Source organism: Myxococcales bacterium (assembly GCA_016706225.1).
GTDB lineage: Bacteria > Myxococcota_A > Polyangia > Polyangiales > Polyangiaceae > JADJKB01.
Genome location: JADJKB010000021.1, coordinates 737,615 through 754,469, shown reverse-complemented (window position 1 = coordinate 754,469; position 16,855 = coordinate 737,615). Strand labels below are relative to the sequence as shown.

14 protein-coding genes are annotated in these 16,855 nt (G+C 66.8%); 6 read left to right on the top strand and 8 right to left on the bottom strand.

The features are described 5' to 3' along the window. Window positions 1-58: 58 nt before the first annotated feature. Window positions 59-997 carry a hypothetical protein gene (locus IPI67_28070; protein MBK7584041.1) on the bottom strand — a complete coding sequence of 313 codons (939 nt, stop codon included), beginning with the start codon at window positions 995-997 and terminating at the stop codon, window positions 59-61. 294 nt (window positions 998-1,291) lie between these two features. Between IPI67_28070 and IPI67_28065 the strand changes: the two genes are divergently transcribed. The 3 genes from IPI67_28065 (at window position 1,292) to IPI67_28055 (ending at window position 5,204) form a co-directional block, all read left to right on the top strand. Further along, complete coding sequence (locus tag IPI67_28065; GenBank protein ID MBK7584040.1) at window positions 1,292-2,605, top strand: putative metal-binding motif-containing protein; 1,314 nt, start codon at window positions 1,292-1,294, stop codon at window positions 2,603-2,605. A 128-nt stretch (window positions 2,606-2,733) separates the two neighbouring features. Further along, complete coding sequence (locus tag IPI67_28060) at window positions 2,734-3,744, top strand: metalloregulator ArsR/SmtB family transcription factor (protein MBK7584039.1); 1,011 nt, start codon at window positions 2,734-2,736, stop codon at window positions 3,742-3,744. A gap of 17 nt (window positions 3,745-3,761) precedes the next feature. After that, the gene (locus IPI67_28055; protein MBK7584038.1) at window positions 3,762-5,204 is read left to right on the top strand and encodes an adenosylhomocysteinase; all 1,443 of its coding nucleotides are present in this window, start codon (window positions 3,762-3,764) and stop codon (window positions 5,202-5,204) included. 103 nt (window positions 5,205-5,307) lie between these two features. Here IPI67_28055 and IPI67_28050 read toward each other — a convergent pair whose 3' ends face one another. Continuing rightward, a complete protein-coding gene (locus IPI67_28050; GenBank protein MBK7584037.1) occupies window positions 5,308-5,997 on the bottom strand; it encodes an FHA domain-containing protein in 690 nt (229 codons plus the stop codon). Window positions 5,998-6,192: 195 nt separating this feature from the next. Beyond that, entirely contained in the window at window positions 6,193-7,782 is a 1,590-nt protein-coding gene (locus tag IPI67_28045) for a hypothetical protein (GenBank protein MBK7584036.1), read from the bottom strand. Window positions 7,783-8,114: 332 nt separating this feature from the next. Between IPI67_28045 and IPI67_28040 the strand changes: the two genes are divergently transcribed. Then, the gene (locus IPI67_28040) at window positions 8,115-8,435 is read left to right on the top strand and encodes a peptidylprolyl isomerase (GenBank protein ID MBK7584035.1); all 321 of its coding nucleotides are present in this window, start codon (window positions 8,115-8,117) and stop codon (window positions 8,433-8,435) included. A gap of 33 nt (window positions 8,436-8,468) precedes the next feature. Here IPI67_28040 and IPI67_28035 read toward each other — a convergent pair whose 3' ends face one another. Then, on the bottom strand, window positions 8,469-8,825 hold the full coding sequence (locus IPI67_28035; protein MBK7584034.1) for a hypothetical protein: 357 nt from the start codon (window positions 8,823-8,825) through the stop codon (window positions 8,469-8,471). Between the two features lie 84 nt (window positions 8,826-8,909). Here IPI67_28035 and IPI67_28030 point away from each other — a divergent pair, with 84 nt between their 5' ends. Then, complete coding sequence (locus tag IPI67_28030) at window positions 8,910-9,356, top strand: hypothetical protein (protein MBK7584033.1); 447 nt, start codon at window positions 8,910-8,912, stop codon at window positions 9,354-9,356. Window positions 9,357-9,371: 15 nt separating this feature from the next. On the opposite strand, the gene IPI67_28025 is transcribed toward IPI67_28030, so the two are convergent. The 3 genes from IPI67_28025 to IPI67_28015 all read right to left on the bottom strand — a co-directional run bounded on the left by IPI67_28025 (window position 9,372) and on the right by IPI67_28015 (window position 13,405). After that, window positions 9,372-9,716: a PilZ domain-containing protein gene (locus IPI67_28025; protein ID MBK7584032.1), complete on the bottom strand. Its 345-nt coding sequence runs from the start codon at window positions 9,714-9,716 to the stop codon at window positions 9,372-9,374. A 64-nt stretch (window positions 9,717-9,780) separates the two neighbouring features. After that, window positions 9,781-11,202 carry an HAD-IG family 5'-nucleotidase gene (locus tag IPI67_28020; protein MBK7584031.1) on the bottom strand — a complete coding sequence of 474 codons (1,422 nt, stop codon included), beginning with the start codon at window positions 11,200-11,202 and terminating at the stop codon, window positions 9,781-9,783. A 67-nt stretch (window positions 11,203-11,269) separates the two neighbouring features. Continuing rightward, window positions 11,270-13,405: a hypothetical protein gene (locus tag IPI67_28015; GenBank protein MBK7584030.1), complete on the bottom strand. Its 2,136-nt coding sequence runs from the start codon at window positions 13,403-13,405 to the stop codon at window positions 11,270-11,272. Between the two features lie 457 nt (window positions 13,406-13,862). Between IPI67_28015 and IPI67_28010 the strand changes: the two genes are divergently transcribed. Next, on the top strand, window positions 13,863-15,128 hold the full coding sequence (locus tag IPI67_28010; protein MBK7584029.1) for a serine/threonine protein kinase: 1,266 nt from the start codon (window positions 13,863-13,865) through the stop codon (window positions 15,126-15,128). Window positions 15,129-15,205: 77 nt separating this feature from the next. Here IPI67_28010 and IPI67_28005 read toward each other — a convergent pair whose 3' ends face one another. Beyond that, on the bottom strand, window positions 15,206-16,795 hold the full coding sequence (locus IPI67_28005) for a peptide chain release factor 3 (GenBank protein ID MBK7584028.1): 1,590 nt from the start codon (window positions 16,793-16,795) through the stop codon (window positions 15,206-15,208). Window positions 16,796-16,855 lie beyond the last annotated feature (60 nt).

The following is a 16,855-nucleotide window of genomic DNA, read 5'->3' as shown; positions in this document are numbered from 1 at the left end:
GCGGGCGGGCTGGGGGCCGGGCGGTGGCGTCGCGCGTCTCCGAGCGCATTTTTTCTGCTCACAGCGAGCTGCAGCGCATCATCACCGGCAGGCTGAAGGTGCTGGTGGTGGTGCCGCGCTTGACCGAGCCGGAGAACGTCACCGTCGTCGGGCCCGCGATGCCCGTCGCGTCGCAGTAACCGGTGCCACCGTTGGCCGCCACGCCGAAGTTGCAGGATGGCTGGAGCGCAACGCCGGAGATCTTCGACTGGACCGAGACCGCGCTGTCGCCCTTGTTGGTCAGCTCGTAGGTGAATGCTCCGCAGGCGACCTTCGAGAAGATGATTTCGACACCGTTGACGATGGTGGACGGGCCCACCGCATAGTCCAGGCCTGCCGGCACCGTGCCGTCACAGAACAGGAGGTTGTCGCTGGCCGTCTTCTCACAAATGAACGAGGTGTCGACGGGGGTGATGCCGTCGGTCGAGGCAACGCGGAACTGCGTGCAGGTGCTCGCCGAGGCCTTCAACGCGGCTTGAATGCGAGTGATGGCTCCGTTTGCGGAGGTCTTGGTGACCACGGACATGCCCGGGATGGGCTGGGAGTACACGAACGGCGCGCCGTCCTTGGTGTACTCGTACGCCGTCGAGGCAAGGCCGCCCGCCGACGACAGCAAGAGCTTCATGTGGTGCAGGTTGGCGAGCAGCTTGGCCTCTGCGAGATTCAAGCGGTAGATGCTCTTGCCGTTGTGGGTCCCGAGCGACCCGCCGATGGTCTTGACCACGGCGCTGTTCTTCACGACCTGAGTGGCCTGCACGGTCGCCTGCACCGTGCACTGGTCGATCGAACCGAGCTTGCAGGTGCGCACCGAGACCGAGTCCTTGGCGACACTGCAGTCGACCACCACGCCCGAACCGCCCGAGGCGGCGCTGTCGCCCTTCCCGCCGACATCCACCAGGCCGGTGTCGTCCGGGGTCGGCTCCTCCGAGCCGTCGCCCGTCGTGACGGCGCAGCCCATGGAAAACGCAGCCAAGCAGACCGCGAACGCGGCACGAACCGGGACCGACCTGGAAACTTTCGCCGTTTTTGCCATGATATCTCGGGCCTCCATGAGTAGTACTCTGTCCTACATTGGCTCCGCGATCAGTGACCGGTCCGGCCAATCCGTTGCCCGGACCGGCCAGACCGCCCCTCGTTCGGGCGGCGCTCCGGCTGGCCGCCGTCCGCCCCTCGGCGGGCCCAGCTCATGCCCCGAAGGCCGGCGTCTGGTACTGATGGAGTCGAGATCCTCTGATCTGAGCGGTGGGTGAACATGAAGGTGCGACACGGCGGGTTCGGTGGTGTGTTGGGGTTTGCTCTCGTGGCGCTCGCTGTCGGCGCGGCCTGCGGTTCGAACAGCAACGAAGGCAAGCTCTGCAACCTGGGGGACTCTCGTTCCTGTCTCGGTCCAGCGGACTGCAAGGGTACGCAGAGCTGCATCAAGAACGGTCTCGCGTTCGGGCCGTGTTCGTGTGGCTCGAACACCGGCGGCGCTGCGGGCATGGCCGGTTCCGGCGGAGGAGGTGTCGGGGGTGTCGGCGGTACCTCGACTGGCGGGACGGGCAACGTGCCGGCCTGCACGCCCACCGGCACGGACGCCGATGGGGACTGCTTCGGTGAGGCGGATGGAGATTGTGACGACAAGGATCCGAACGTGAACCCCGGCGCCGTCGACTACGCTGGCAACGGTGTCGATGAAGATTGCTCGGGCACGGCGGACGACTTCGCACCTTGCGACAGCACCGTGACCAGCGTCGCCGATCCCGACCCGCTGAACGGCGCTCGCGCGCTCGGCGTGTGTCAGACGGCGACGCTGCAGGACAAGAAGTGGGGGGTGATCCAGGCCAAATGGGTGATGGCGGACGGCAAAACCGGCATGAACGACAAGTCCCATGGCCTCTTGCCGAGCTTCGGCACGAACGTGTTGCCTCGAGAGGGCTCACGCGTGCTCGCGCTCTCGAGCGGCACCGCGCGTGAGGCCGGGGATGCGGACTACCAACCCGTGAGTGGCGCATCGATGGGGACCAAAGGCCAGGCGCCGCCCGGCTTCCCCATCGACTCACCGACCTGCAAGGTGATCACCGAGAAGGACAAGACCACGAACGACCCCGCCGCGCTCGAGCTCTCGATTCGGGTGCCAAGCAACGCCAAGAGTCTGCTGGTCGACTTCAACTACTACACGTACGAGTTTCCGCAGTACGTCTGCACCAAGTACAACGACTTCTTCGTTGCGCTGCAGTTCCCGGCGCCCAAGAACGCGCAGTCGGGCAACATCGCCTTCGACGGCGAAGGCAACCCAGTGAGTGTCAACAACGCCTACTTGAGAGCGTGCAAGGCGCAGAGCGCCGGAGGCAAACAGTTCGACTGTCCGCTCGGCGTAGGTTTGCTCGACAAGACGGGCTTCGATCAGAGCGCCGCGACGGGCTGGCTCGTCACACAATCGCCGGTGACACCCCGCAGCATCGTCACATTGCGCTTTGCGATCTGGGACATGGGCGACGCGGTGCTCGACTCCACGGTCCTCCTCGACAACCTCCGATTCTCCCCGGACGAAGTGACACAGGCCGCGACGAACCCGGCGCCCTGAGCCCGCTGGGCCGAGCGGGTCGGCTCCGGAGGGCCGCGTCCGGGCTGGATGCGGCGGCTATGGCGGAAATGCGGCCATTTTTGCCTCACTTGCATCCATGCGAATGAAAGAATATAGATCCCTCGCCCATGCAGTCCGTCCCCGGAAGTGAGACCCGCTGGCAGCTCTACCGGCTGCTGAGTGACCCGGTGCGCTTGCGGCTGCTGGCTCTGGCCGCCCTCGAGGAGCTGTCCGTGGGGGAGCTCGCGGAGCTGCTCGACGAGGCGCAGCCCAACGTCTCCCGCCACGCCGCACCGCTGCGTCAGGCCGGGCTGCTCTCGGATCGCCGTCAGGGGACCCGTACCCTCATGCGTCTCTCCGAGGACGCGGCGAAGGATCCCGTGGTGGCGGACGCCATCGAGGCGGGCCGCCGTGCCTGCGCTGCTGACGGCAGCCTCGCGAAGGTTGCGGACGTGATCGCCGCCCGGGACGCCAAGGCCCGCGAGTTCTTCGCTCAGCCGGTCGCCACCGAGATCCTGGTGTCCGCGGAGCTTCCCTTCTACCTGGCGGCCTTCGCGGGTCTGATCGACGAGCACGCGCTCGCGGTCGACGCTGGGACCGGCGACGGTGCCCTGCTCGACCTCTTGGCGCCCATCTACGATCGCGTCGTCGCCATCGACCGCAGCGAGGCGCAGCTCGAGCGCGCCCGGCAGCGAGTGCAGGCGCATGGCTACGCGAACGTGACCTTGATCGAGGACCACATCGCGGGAGACCGAGTGGCTGCGGCCGTGGGTGAGGGGGCCGATCTGGTCCTTGCCGCGCGGGTGCTCCACCACGCTCCGCGCCCGAAGGCCGCGCTGGCCGAGCTGACGCGCCTGGCTCGGCCCGGCGGCAAGGTACTGGTCATCGACTACGCGCGGCACGACGACGAGCGCATGAGTGAACAGCAGGCGGATGTCTGGCTCGGATTTTCCGAGGAAGAGCTGCGTGGGTTTGCTCGGGCAGCCGGCCTCGAGAACGTGGTCACCACCCGCGTTCCGGCGAGCCTCGTGCGGGTGGGACCCGATGCACACCTGCCGTGCCTGACCCTGATCGGCACTCGCGTGAAGACTCCGGCTCGCGACAAGGCGCGCCGCGCAACCTCTACCAACACTGATTGAAGGAACTAGGAGAAACCATGACTCAAAGCGTTTCGGTCACCAGCACCGGCAAGACCACCGACAAAAAAGACTTCTTCGTGAAGGACCTCTCGCTCGCGGACTGGGGCCGCAAGGAGATCACCGTTGCCGAGCACGAGATGCCCGGCCTGATGGCGACCCGCGAGAAGTACGGCCCGAAGCAGCCGCTCAAGGGCGCGCGGGTGGCTGGCTCGCTGCACATGACGATCCAGACCGCGGTCTTGATCGAGACGCTGAAGGATCTGGGCGCCGACGTGCGCTGGGCTTCCTGCAACATCTTCTCGACCCAGGATCACGCCGCGGCCGCCATCGCCGCCGTCGGCACGCCGGTGTTCGCGTTCAAGGGCGAGAGCCTCGACGAGTACTGGGACTTCACCTATCGCGCGCTGACCTGGCCGGACGGCAAGGGCCCGCAGCTCATCGTCGACGACGGTGGTGACGCAACGCTGCTGATCCACCGCGGCTACTACGCCGAGAAGAACCCGGCGCTGCTCGACGAGCCGACGGACAACCACGAGCTGCAGATCATCAACAAACTGTTGAAGCGCGTGGCCAAGGAAGACCCCAAACACTGGCACAAGGTCGTGGCGGATCTGGTGGGTGTCTCCGAGGAGACCACCACCGGCGTGCACCGGCTGTACCAGATGCAGGAGAAGGGTGAGCTTCTGGTGCCGGCGATCAACGTCAACGACTCGGTGACCAAGAGCAAGTTCGACAACGTGTACGGCTGCCGCGAGTCACTCGTCGACGGCATCAAGCGTGCGACGGACGTGATGGTCGCCGGCAAGGTCGCCATGGTCTGCGGCTTCGGCGACGTGGGCAAGGGCTGCGCCGAGGCGCTGCGCGGTCATCGCGCCCAGGTCTGGGTGAGCGAGATCGATCCGATCTGCGCGCTGCAGGCCTGCATGGCCGGATACAAGGTGGTCCCGGTGGAGGACGCTCTGTCGCAGGTGGACATCTTCGTCACCGCGACCGGCTGCTGCGACATCATCACCGCCGACCACATGGCCAAGATGAAAGACCAGGCCATCGTCTGCAACATCGGCCACTTCGACGACGAGATCCAGGTGGCGAAGCTGCTCGCTTACCCCGGCGTCAAGCGCACCAACATCAAGCCGCAGGTGGACATGTTCACCTTCCCCGACGGCCACTCGATCTACCTGTTGGCCGAGGGCCGGCTGGTGAATCTGGGTTGTGCCACGGGTCACCCGAGCTTCGTGATGAGCAACTCGTTCACGAACCAGACGCTGGCGCAGATCGATCTCTGGGTCGAGAAGCGCGCCGTGGGGGTCTACACCCTGCCGAAGAAGCTGGACGAGGAGGTGGCGCGCCTGCACCTGGCCAAGCTCGGGGCGAAGCTCTCGACCCTGAGCGCGAAGCAGTCCGAGTACCTCGGGATCCCGGCCGAAGGCCCGTTCAAGCCCGAGCACTACCGCTACTGAAGCCGAAGCTTCGGCATCACCGAGAGTGAACAGGAAGGCGGCAAGCCGGGCAGCGAGCTCGCGTGCTTCCCGCCTTCTTGCGCTCGCGCCGGGGCGCGTCGGCTCACTGTTTGCCGAAGCGCAGGGTGTGGCCGGCGAGGATGATGATGTCCCCGTCGTAGATGACCTTGCGTTCGACACGGCGGCCCTGGAACTGGATGCCGTTCGTCGAGCCGAGATCCACGACGTGGTAGTGCCCGCGCAGCCACTCGACCGCGGCGTGCTGGCGCGAGACGTTCGAGTCGTTGATCGCGAAATCCGAGGCGTTCCGGCTGCGACCGATGATGAAGCGCGGCTGCATGATCTGAGCGCGTTCACCCTCGCAGTACAGAAAGATCGGATAGCTTGGCGGCCCATCGATGGACTGGGGGCCAGGCGCTGCGTGTTGGGGTGAGTGCTGAGGCGAGGGAAACGGCGGCGGCGCACCGGGGCGTCCGTAGCCACCGGGCGCGGGCGGAGTCTGGGAGGAATGCAGCGGCGGTGGGCCGTAGCCCGGCGGCATTGGGGTCGGCGCGTACGGGTTCACCGGTGGTGGTGGCGGCGGCGCCATGGGCGCCGGAGGTGGTGGCGCAGCAGAGGGTTGGCGCACGGGCGGCGGCGGCGGATAACCGGGCGACTGTCCGGCGATCAGCGTCGGGGGAAAGCGCGGCTGCTCGGGCGGCGGCGGAGGGGCGGCCGTTTGCTGACCTTGCATGAAGCGCCGCAGGGCTTCGTTGACGACATCGTCCACGGGACGCCCGCTCTGCCAAGCCATGCGTTCGCAGGCTGCCCAGAGGTCGTCCGGGCACACGAAAGATCGGGGTCGTCCGCCGGACATCGCGCTCGGCGCGCATCATAGCGGACAGGGTGCCCATCGGGGCAATCTCGGGGCTGATCCGGGTTCAATCGAGCGCTGCCCGGGCCGGCCCCGGCTCTCAACCCCAGCCTGCCGGCGCCCGCAGATTTCAGCTCAATGACAGTCCTGGACGACCCGGATCTCCTTCACCGGCCCGCATGACAGGGTGGAAATTTCGCACTCGGCCAGCCACTTGCCCTGCTCACCGCAGCCGGGGCTCGACCCCACCCACCCCGGGTCGGCCCAGCACTTGGTCGGGATGCCCAGCATGGTGCTCGAGCGGCAGCCCCCGGACGTGACCTCCTCGCGCTTGATGCTCTTGCCGTCGCAATCGAAGTCGAAGCTGCCGTCGCCCCGGTGTTGTGAGTAGTAACGGGTCTGGCCGGGGTGCGCCTCCGGGTTTTCGTCGTAGCAGTCGAGAGCGTTCGCGACGTAGCCGGGCGGTTGTTTGCTCGATCGCTGAGAGACCTTCTTGTCGCCGTAGCCGTCGCGGTCGAGATCGCGATACCAGGCCGGATCCGCGCAGGGCAACGCGCCTTCGTTGGCGAGCTCGGTCAGGCGCTGGTGGACCGGCGAGAGCACGTCGACCAGCACACTGCGGAAGCTGTTGTCCGCGCTCGAGGCCGAGAGCACGGTCTCTGCCAAGCTGCGGTTCGCACACAGGCTGTTGTTGGGTTTGGGGAGCGCGAGCTGGCGCGCCGCTCCCTCGATGGCCTCGATGGTCTGGACCAGCGTGGTGCGTTCGTTCTCGCTGAAGGCGCCATCGGTCGAAGCTGCAACTGCGCGCAGCGGAACCGCCAGCTTGGGGACCTCGTCGAGGGCACGCCCGGACAGCGTTCGAAGGCCGATCTCTCTCAGGCCGGACAGCACACTGCGCCGCGCTCGGGTCGCGCGCGCTCGCAGGCAGGTGCCCGATGCCTCGAACGCCGCCCCGGCGGGCTCGAGCAGCGCCGCGATGTTGAGCTTCTCCTTGGCGCGCAGCCGCAGCGAGGTCCTGGACGATTGTTTCTGCTCGAGCTCGAAGCTGGCACCAAGCTCGGAGACCGAGATCGCGCGGCGCTGATCCGTGTGCGAGTGCACCGTGATGACGGGCACCGCCGCCAGGACCTTGGCGGTGTAGACCAGCTGTTCGGTGCCGGGATTGCAGATGCTGGTGATGCAGGTCTCGAGGCTCTGTTCGAGCTTGTCCCCGCTCGCCCCGATGAGCTCCTGTCCCAAGATCTCTGCAACGCTGGGCAACACCCGCATCTCGGCGTCTTCGAGCAGAACCTCGATCTCCACCTCTTCGCCGGCCGCCGCCTGGAGGCCGAGCTTGGGCGCCCACGGCCCCAGAAAACCGAGATCCAATCCGCCGCCGGCCGTGAGTCGATGACTCGAGGCGTGTCGGAACTCGAGCTTGCCGATCGGTCGCACGTTCATGCGCAGCCGCGTCGCCGCGTCACCATTGCCACCAAAACAAGCGTTGACGAAATCGCTGCGTTCCGGGTTGTGCTTCGGGCCAAAAAAACCGGTGATGAGGAAGTTGGGGACCTCCAGGCAGTGGAGGCCCGAGGTTTCGCCGCGCTGGAGCACGGCATCCACTGCGGTGCACCAGCTCGGTGGTGCCGCGCTCGGACGCGCCGACGCCGCGGGTGCCGGACCCGTCGCGCTTGGGCCGCAGGCCACACACACGGCGACGGAGAGCCAGGCAAGTCTGCGGTCCATCCAGTCTCGACTCGCGCGCTCTCTCACACTGAAAAATCGGCGGCAAGAGGCGCTCTTCGAGGTCTGCCGCGGCGCGCGAGCTGGCAGAAATTCGCGACTCATCCAGAGGCACCAGCAGGCATCCGCCCGCCTCGCCGGTAGTTCAAGTGGGTTTCCGCCGCTCATGACGATTGCGAGCTGAGCATCGCAAGGCTGCCCAAGTCGAGTCCAGTGCTTCGGAGGTTGGGCTGCGGTCCGCGGTGTCGTCAAGGCACGCCTCGCGGGTTGAATCGCGTCGGCGCTTCCCCTACGGTTCGGCAGCGCCCGATATTCCGGGCAGAAAGGTCGCGCCCATGGCAGAGCAAGTTCGTGCATCACACATCCTCCTCATGTACGCGGGGTCGTCGCGGTCGACGGCGACGCGCACTCAGGCGCAGGCCCAGACCGAAATTCAGGCGCTGAAGACCCAGATCGACGGCGGCGGAGACTTCGCGAAGCTCGCGAGCGAACACTCGGATTGCCCATCCGGCAAGAGCGGCGGGGATCTCGGCAGCTTCGGCCGCGGGCAGATGGTCGGCCCCTTCGAGCAGACCGCGTTTGCACTGCCGGTGGGAGGGACCAGCGGGGTCGTCGAGACCGACTTTGGGTATCACATCATTCGACGTACGGGCTGAGGCCGCCGCGCCGCGTGTACGTGCGCGGGCGTGTCACTTCGAATGGCGCTTGTGTGCGTCGCGCAGCGCTCCGACCAGCTCGGCTCGCAGGGCTGGCTCGCCGGCACGTTCGCTGGCCAGTGGGATCAGCGTTGCGTTGATGGTGCGCGCCAGCGCGACGAACTCCGCCTGATCGAACTCCAAGATCTCTTGCGGGACCAAGAGCGCGAAGGGCCGGAGGGTGGCCGCCCGCGTCGTGACCGAGGCAACGTCGCAGACCTCGAGGGGCGCACCGGCGGCCAGCGCGGCGCTCTGCCGACAGATGGGTACCAGTTCACTCGCTGCGCCCACCAGCAATACCGAGGGCAGCACACGGTGCGGAGTCGTGGGACCAAGCGGAGGTTTGCGCACGGCGAGCGCAGCTTACACGCGTCTCGACGGATGCGAGCGCTGTGTTTCGCTCCTCCGCAGGGAGCGGTGTAAGCTACCCGGAAGATGAGCAAAGCCCGCGCGCTCTCCGTCCTCGCTGCGAGTTTGATGCTGCTCGGCGCCCCCGCATGCGGTCCGCGGCGCGGGACCCCGAGGGATGCCGGCGAGACGGCTCGTCAAGAGGCGGGTCAGCGCTTGCTCGGCGCTTGGGTCCTGGTTTCGTACCAGCCGGAGACTCCGCTGGAGCCGATGTTCGCCGGGTTGCTGGCAGCGCAGATGGGCACGCTGGTGGCGAACTTCGACGGGCAGAACATGCAGGTGAGCGGCACGGGGGTTAACACCGTTCGGCGCTACCGGGTAACGCAGGCCGCCGGCGACCGGTTGGCCCTCGTCTCTTACGACGATGGTGGGATCCCCTACGATGCCGTCGGTGAATTTCGCGGCGGCGAGCTCTGGTTCGAATCCCTCACCATTCCGTGGCGCGGACGCGGCGTGCTGCGCAAGGTGCGCTGAGGCGAGTGGGCGGGTTCAGCGCTGAACCTTCGCGATGCCGGTCTCTGCCAAGCTCGCGAGCGCCTTCTCGATGTCGGCGACGGGCTCGTCGAACTGCACCGCGATGCGATGCGGCCAGATGCCTTCCGGATCGTCTTTGTTACGTTCGACCCGCACGACGCGACCGGTCACGGTGCGCTCCTGCTCGCCTTCGGGTGGGAACTGCACGACAATGTGGACGGGTGCACCCACCTCGAGCGTGGTGGCCGTGACCAGCAGCATGCCGCGCCCGCTGACGTTGTGGCTGACGGCCATGCCCTCTTCGAGCTCTTCGACCCGCACCGGAAGCCATACGGTGTATCGCTGTGAGCGGCGCTCCACAGGCCAAGACTAGCGCACTTTCTCTGCCGCGTGATAGGGGCCGCCGTGGCACCCCCCTGCGGCGTCATGCGTCCGCGTCGTGGGGCAGGCTGACCCGCGGCGCGCGCAGGTAGACGTACGGAGTGTACGCGCCGAAATTGGACACCCGCGAGGTGTAGGCGTCGGCGTAGCGTTCGAGCTGCCGCGCGAGATAACTCTTGTCGAGGCCAGCCCGCATCAAGAGCCCCCAGCGGGGGTTGAATAGCGAGCCCGCCTCTTCGGCCAGCGGCGCGATGCGGCCGTCGAGGGCGGCGAGCTGGTCTTTGGCGGCGTGCAGCCGCGCGCGCAGGGGGATTGGGTCTGCCGACGCCCCGTGCTGCTCGATGCGCTCGAGGGCCAGGCGGGCGGTCGAGTGTTCGTGCTCGGCCCGTTCCTTCTCCGCCATCAAACCCGAGAGCACGTTCTGTTTCGGCCGAAACGCCTCGACGTCCTTGATCTCTTTCTCGATGTCTCGCACGACCAGCGCCGTCCGCCAGCGGAGCAGATCTTTGGTGACGCGGACGTCCGAGTAGAGGTGGTCCCCCACGTAGAGGATTTCCTCCGGCTCGAGTCTCAGGTGCTGCTCGAGGATGAGGGCGTTGCCACCCAGGTATGCAGACCCGGCTTGCATTCCCTCGTTCAGCGGTCTGAGGAGCCCACTCTCGTCCACGACCTCGAACATCGGCGCGCGCGCCGTGAAGAACTCGGGCTTACGCGCCGCCACCACCGTCACGTCGAACAGCTCCCGCCAGGTCATCCCGTTCGGAAGGTACGGGTCGAGCGCGTAGCGCATCATGGCGGTGGTGTAGGACCACTCGGAGTTTGTCACGAGGAGCAGTTTTTTGCCCGACTGTTTCAGATCGAGCAGGCACGCGGGTAGGTCCGGATCGAGCTCGACGAAGCGATCGGGGTCCTTGGCGATTTCGGCCTTCAGATCACCTTCGGTGTGCGTGCGATCGATGCTGCCACGGACGATCGCGTAGAGCTCGGCGTAATTGAGGCGGGCATCGAGCGCACCCTTGTCGAGTAGATCCACGCATTGCGCGAACAGGAGCGCTTCGGACAGCGAGAAGAGTGTGTTCAAGAAGACCCAGCGGGGCTCCTTGAGGTCCACCAGGACGCGCGAGTACCTTTGGCGCTGCTCATCGAAATCGACGAGTCGGGTACCGTGGTGGGCGCGGGTCACGTAGCCGAAGCGCGTGGCCTTCACCACATTGCCGAGCTCGAGATCGAGGATGAGCCCCAGGATCACGAAGCCGGGGTCGAACGACAGCTCTCCGACGGGCCAGCCCCGCTCCAGCAGCCGCGCACGGGCGCGCTCCCATGCGCGGCGCTCCCAGACCTCGGTCTTGTAGTGGACCAGTGTGTAGTCCATGTCGAAACCGACCGCGCGGATCGAGCGCAAGTTCAGCGTGCGGTTGCAGTAGATCCGCCGCTCCGGCGCGGGCAATGCGCTGTCGTCGCTCATCGCTTGGAGCGTACTTTCGGGGTTCTGGCGGCGGAAGGCGGAAAGGGTGTGCGGAACGAGGTCGGGTCTATGTCTTCGCTCGACCGGAGGCGCGCTCGGCGAAGGCCTGAAACAGAGCGCGCGCGTGGCTCGTGGGCCGCGACTGGTAGTTGTACGGGCGAGGGACGCCATTCTTGTACAGACACACGACGGCCTCATCGTAGGCCTTGGCGCGCGCCTCGGCGGAGTCGCGTGTCACGGGGGCCTTCGCGACGGTCGCGAGGGCGTCGCTCAGCTGGCCACACGCGCCGCCGAGGGCCGGCAGGTTCGGCCCAGGCGTTCCGGAAGGGCAGCAAGCTGCGCGGATCATGGCTGTTGCGGCCAGCTCGAACCAGCCGAAGCCCGACCACTCGCGCATGCCCGGCGTGATCTTGCCTGCCCCGGCTACCACCAAGCGCCGATGGATCTGGGAGTTGATCCCGCGAAAGTCCTTGTCTTGGCACAAGAAGGCGAAGTCCTCGCTCCCGGACAAGGTCTCACCTTCGAAGTGAGATGCAACACAGCGACCGCGATCGACGGGTTCTTCGGCCGCCAGTGCCCCGGGCACGGTGGCAGCCGGTTGCGCCGCGGGAGTGCCGGATGGTGTCGGTTCGGCCGGCGCGGCCGTCGCGACGGTCGAGGGCGCGGCTGCGGTCGTTGCCTTGGGGGTCGGCGCGGACGAGGTGCGTGCGACGGCCGTGGGGTCATTACGACGTTGGGTCGGGGCCTGGGTGATGACGCCACGGTTGTTGAGATAGAGCATCACGCCGACGAAGATCGCGACGAGCAGCACGATGCCGACCAACACGATCATTGGCTTGCGGCTCGCGCGGCGAATTTCCATGTCGTCCATGGCCCCGACGGGGAGCTGCACGCCCGTGGGGGGCGGACCGGGGATGGACGGTGGGAATGCCGAGATCGGAGGCGGGAACGCGGGCCCGGCGCCGGGGTAGGCTTGAACCGGGGCGGGCGCCGGCGCGTGGGGGCTCGCAGCGCCGAAGCCTGGCGCCGGCGGTGGAGGTGGAGTCGGATCGAACGGGGTCTGATAACCGGCTGGCGGGGCGCGCAACGGGGGCGCCTTCGGCGGCACCTCCGGCAAATCCAGGGCAGGAGGCTCGCTTGGCTTGGCCAGCGCTCGACGAATGTCCTCGATGGGCGGTCCGCCCATGACCGACGTCGCGTCGTCCTCGTCGTCGTACGGGTTGGGCGCCTCGGACGCCGGATAGGCGGGCTCCGGCGCGGGCTCGGGCTCGGGCTCCGGTTCTGGTTCTGGTTCCACCGGCACCGGTGGAATGCTCAGCATCGGGGCAGGCGCCTTTTCTTGGCGCATCAGCGCCGCCATGTCCTCCGTGCTCTGGCCGACGACGGTCGCGACGTCCTCCCACTCGGCGGCGGCCTCGCTCTTCGGCTCCCAGCGCTCGAGCGCTTCCACCAGCTCGTCCGCGCTGCCCCGCCGGCGAGCGAGATTCGCGACCACGCCGCTGGCGATGAGCTCCTGCAGTCCTTCGTCCTGAAGCCCGAAATCCTTGAGGCGCTGGATTTGTCCGCCCGCAATGCTCTTCAGCAGTTGATCCTTGGTGTCGCCGCGAAATGGTGGGCTACCCGTCAGCGAGGCGAACAACACGGCATGCAGAGCCCAGGTGTCGTCCGCCGAGCTCGGGCCGCGCCCTTGCAGACGTTCCGGAGCGCAATATGCCCCGCTCGTTGGCGCCAAGAGCTGAGTCAGGATCGGGCCTTGTCGCCCGCCGCTCGGGTCGACGACGATCGAGCGCGGAGAGATCGCTCCGTGCGCGCCGCCGCTGGCGTGCAGCGCCGCGACGCCTTGGCACAGTCGAATCCACAACGTCACCGCTTCGGCGGGTGTCAGTCGCGCGGTCTTGAGCGCCTGATGCAAGGTCTTGCCGCCGACGTGCTCGGCGACGACGACCGCGCCGCCGGCGGGTGCGCCTTCTGGAAGTGCGTCGGCCTCAGGGCTATCGACCACGTCGACGATGGCGGCCAGGTGCGCGTGTCTGAGGCCGATCACACCCATCAGCGCGGCGACGCGCGCGGTGGGTAGGGCGGAAGCGATCACTTCACTGCCGGTGGTCTCGTCCGTTGCGAGCCAAGTTGGCGCCTTGGTTCCCGCGTCGAGGCGGGACTTGAAGCGGTAGCGCCCGCTGAGGAGTGCGGTCGGGACTTGCATCTACTAAGGCTCGCGTAATCGCCGCCCTCTTTATATCAGGCTGCACCCGTGACCCCGAACTTTCGCCCAACTGAGCGCATTTCTCCGGCGAGGCCCGGGTGATCGACGGCGGCACTTACGGAAGTGGCGAGCGCCCGAAGGCCGGAGCGACGCCGACGAAGTGCGGCTTCGTCAGCGCGACGTCAGGCGGTCTGCCCACTTCAAATCGAGGACCCGTCTCTTGCTCGGTCGAGCTCGTCCACCCCAATCACCGAACGAGTCCTTCAGCGCGTTTCCGCACATTGCCCGACGTGGGTGCCAGCGACGTTCGTGCACGTCCTCAGCCACAGGCTTTGCCGCTGATTGTGAGAAAAGCCTGACCGGGTCGATGGCCGGTCATCCACAATTCTCCAGCGTTGGCCTCCAAGCCCTTGCCGTTCTTCATGAGAGGGAGGAAAATTGCGCGTCGCAGTCCAAGATGAGCTCACCAGGCGCAGAGCGCGGGTCCGGAGATCCCACGGACGACCCGCCGTCGGGAGTCACCACCGTGTCGGGCACCTATCGGGCGGGGGAGATCATCGACGAGAAGTACATCCTGATCCGGAAGATCGGGGAAGGCGGCATGGGAGCCGTGTGGATCGCGCACAACAGCGTGCTCGACGTGCACTGTGCGGTGAAGCTGATCGAAAACGCCTCCAAACAGGTGGCGGAGCGCGTGCTCGATGAGGCCAGATCGGCGGCAAAGCTGGGGCACCCCGCCATTGTGCGGGTCCTCGACTACGGGCACACGGGGGCTGGGGATCCATTCATTGCCATGGAGCTGCTCGACGGCGAGGATCTCGCGCAGCTCATGGAGCGGCAAGGTCGGCTGCCGCCGACCGACGCGGTGCAGATGCTCCTGCCGATTGCCCACGCCCTCGCCACTGCGCATGCAAAGGGCATCGTGCATCGCGACGTGAAACCGGAGAACATCTTCCTGGCGCGCAGCGAGGTGGTCACCACGCAGCCGAAGCTTCTCGATTTCGGCATCGTGCGCGTCGAACACAGCAATCGGCGCCTCACCATCGATGGCGCGGTGCTCGGGACGCCGGACTACATGTCGCCGGAGGCGGCACGCGGCGAGGAGATCAACGGGCAGACCGACATCTGGGGTTTCTGCGTCGTGTTGTACGAGCTCATGCGCGGCAACCGCCCGTTCGATGGCGACAACTACAATGCGCTGATGTTCGCCATCATCAACGACGAACCCAAGAGCCTGGCTGAGCAGGGGGTCGGGGACGAAGAGCTGTCGGCCATCGTCCAGCGCGGGCTGAAGAAGAGCAAGGACGATCGCTGGGCGACCATGCGCGATCTCGGTGAGGAGTTGGCGCTGTGGCTCGAGAGCCAGGGCGTGTCCGACGACATCACCGGCACGTCGCTCCGGCGGGGGTGGCTGGCCGAGACCGAGAGCAAACGCATCGAATTGCCGCCCTACGTCCGGGACTCGCTACGCTCGGCCGCAGGCGAGAGCCCCGCGCAGCGTGCACGCCGTGAGGCGTCGGTGGCGGTCACCGGTTCCGGGCCCAGCGTCAGTGATCAGGAGCTGGCCGCAATTGCGGAGCTCCACGCCGAAGGCGATCCCGAAGAGCTGCTTTCGCGGGCGACACGCCGTCGGAACGTGGCGGTCGTGCTTGGGCTCGTGGTGGTGATTGTCGGGACCGTTTTGGCCGTCTTGATTGGCACCGGCATCATCTTGCCGAGCTAGCCGGAGCGCCTTCGACTCGACTTGTGCGCTTGCGCGCCGCAAAAGAAAACAGCTGAGCAAGACTGCCCAAGTCGAGCTTAGATGGCCTGCTCTTTGGTCTTCGCGAAGCGCACGTTGGGCCACTCTTTCTGAGTCGTCTCCAAGTGCCAGTTGTTGCGCGCCAGAAACACGTCGGCACCGGTGTGGTCTTCGGCCATCGATGCGCGGTTCGCCTCGGCAAAACGCTTCAGCTCTGCCGCGTCTGCCGCATCGACCCAGCGGGCGGTGTGCAGCGCCGTGCCCTCGAAGAGCACGGGGATGTCGTACTCGGTCCGGATCCGGTCTGCGAGCACGTCGAACTGCAGCGAGCCCACGACCCCGACGATGAAGCTCGAGCCGAAGTAGGGTTTGAAGACCCGTGCGGCGCCCTCCTCCGCGAGCTGCTCGAGGGCGCGCGTCAGGTGTTTCTGGCGCATCGGATCCGCTGGACGGACTCCCTGCAGGAGCTCCGGCGCGAAGCTCGGGATCCCGGTGAACTGCAGCGCCTCGCCCTCGGTGAGCGCGTCACCGATGCGTAGTGTGCCGTGGTTCGGGATACCGATGATGTCGCCGGGAAAGGCCTCCTCCGCGATCTCGCGGTCCCGCGCCAGGAACAGCACGGCGTTGTGCAGGGTCATCTGTTTGCCGCTGCGCACGTGCAGAAGCTTCTTCCCGCGCTCGAAATGGCCGGAGCACAGCCGCAGGAACGCGATGCGGTCCCGGTGTTTTGGATCCATGTTCGCCTGGATCTTGAACACGAAGCCCGTGACCTTCTCTTCGTTCGGGTCGACCAGGCGCGTGGTCGTCTTCTGTGGGCGTGGCGATGGCGCCAGCCGCAGGATCCCCTCCAGCAGCTCGCGGACTCCGAAGTTGTTGAGCGCGCTGCCGAAGAACACCGGCGTCATGTGCCCGGCGCGATATGACTCGAGATCGAACTCCGGACACAGTCCGCGGGCCATCTCTACCTCCTCGCGCAGCGCCTTGACCGACCGCTCGGGCAGCTCTTGGTCCAGCATCGGGTCGTCCAGCCCGCGGCACTCCTTGATCTGGCCGCCGGCGCGCTCGGCGCCCTTTTCCACCAACAACAGGCGGTCGTGGAAAAGATCGTAGGAGCCCAGGAAGTCCCGGCCCATGCCGATGGGCCAGCTCGCCGGCGTGACGTCCAGCGCGAGTCGGTCTTCGATCTCGCTCATCAGCTCGAACGGGTCCCGGCCGTCGCGATCCAGTTTGTTGATGAAGGTGATGATGGGAACGTCGCGCAGCCGGCACACCTCGAACAGCTTCAGGGTCTGGGCCTCGATGCCCTTCGCCGCGTCGATGACCATGACCGCAGAATCGACCGCCGTCAGGGTGCGGTAGGTGTCTTCGCTGAAGTCCTGGTGGCCTGGAGTGTCGAGCAAGTTGAAGTTGCCGCCCTCGAACTCGAAGGTCATGGCCGAGACGGTCACCGAGATGCCGCGCTGCTGTTCGACCTTCATCCAGTCCGAGCGCGCGCGCCGCTGCTCGCCGCGGGCCTTCACCGCTCCCGCCAGCTGAATCGCGCCGCCGTACAGCAGCAACTTCTCCGTCAGCGTGGTCTTGCCCGCGTCCGGATGGGAGATGATGGCGAACGTGCGTCGCCGTGAGACTTCGGTCTGCTGATGGGACATGGCCGCGCTTCAGGGCCGCGGACTATGACGGAGATCGCTGCGTCTCGCCACCGCTGGCGT

Coding starts and splice junctions, on each gene's coding strand:
- IPI67_28065 (MBK7584040.1), top strand. CDS start 1,292: ATGAAGGTGCGACACGGCGGGTTCGGTGGTGTGTTGGGGTTTGCTCTC.
- IPI67_28070 (MBK7584041.1), bottom strand. CDS start 997: ATGGGCTGCGCCGTCACGACGGGCGACGGCTCGGAGGAGCCGACCCCG.
- IPI67_28030 (MBK7584033.1), top strand. CDS start 8,910: ATGAGCAAAGCCCGCGCGCTCTCCGTCCTCGCTGCGAGTTTGATGCTG.
- IPI67_28010 (MBK7584029.1), top strand. CDS start 13,863: ATGAGCTCACCAGGCGCAGAGCGCGGGTCCGGAGATCCCACGGACGAC.
- IPI67_28060 (MBK7584039.1), top strand. CDS start 2,734: ATGCAGTCCGTCCCCGGAAGTGAGACCCGCTGGCAGCTCTACCGGCTG.
- IPI67_28020 (MBK7584031.1), bottom strand. CDS start 11,202: ATGAGCGACGACAGCGCATTGCCCGCGCCGGAGCGGCGGATCTACTGC.
- IPI67_28050 (MBK7584037.1), bottom strand. CDS start 5,997: ATGGCTTGGCAGAGCGGGCGTCCCGTGGACGATGTCGTCAACGAAGCC.
- IPI67_28005 (MBK7584028.1), bottom strand. CDS start 16,795: ATGTCCCATCAGCAGACCGAAGTCTCACGGCGACGCACGTTCGCCATC.
- IPI67_28040 (MBK7584035.1), top strand. CDS start 8,115: ATGGCAGAGCAAGTTCGTGCATCACACATCCTCCTCATGTACGCGGGG.
- IPI67_28045 (MBK7584036.1), bottom strand. CDS start 7,782: ATGGACCGCAGACTTGCCTGGCTCTCCGTCGCCGTGTGTGTGGCCTGC.
- IPI67_28015 (MBK7584030.1), bottom strand. CDS start 13,405: ATGCAAGTCCCGACCGCACTCCTCAGCGGGCGCTACCGCTTCAAGTCC.
- IPI67_28055 (MBK7584038.1), top strand. CDS start 3,762: ATGACTCAAAGCGTTTCGGTCACCAGCACCGGCAAGACCACCGACAAA.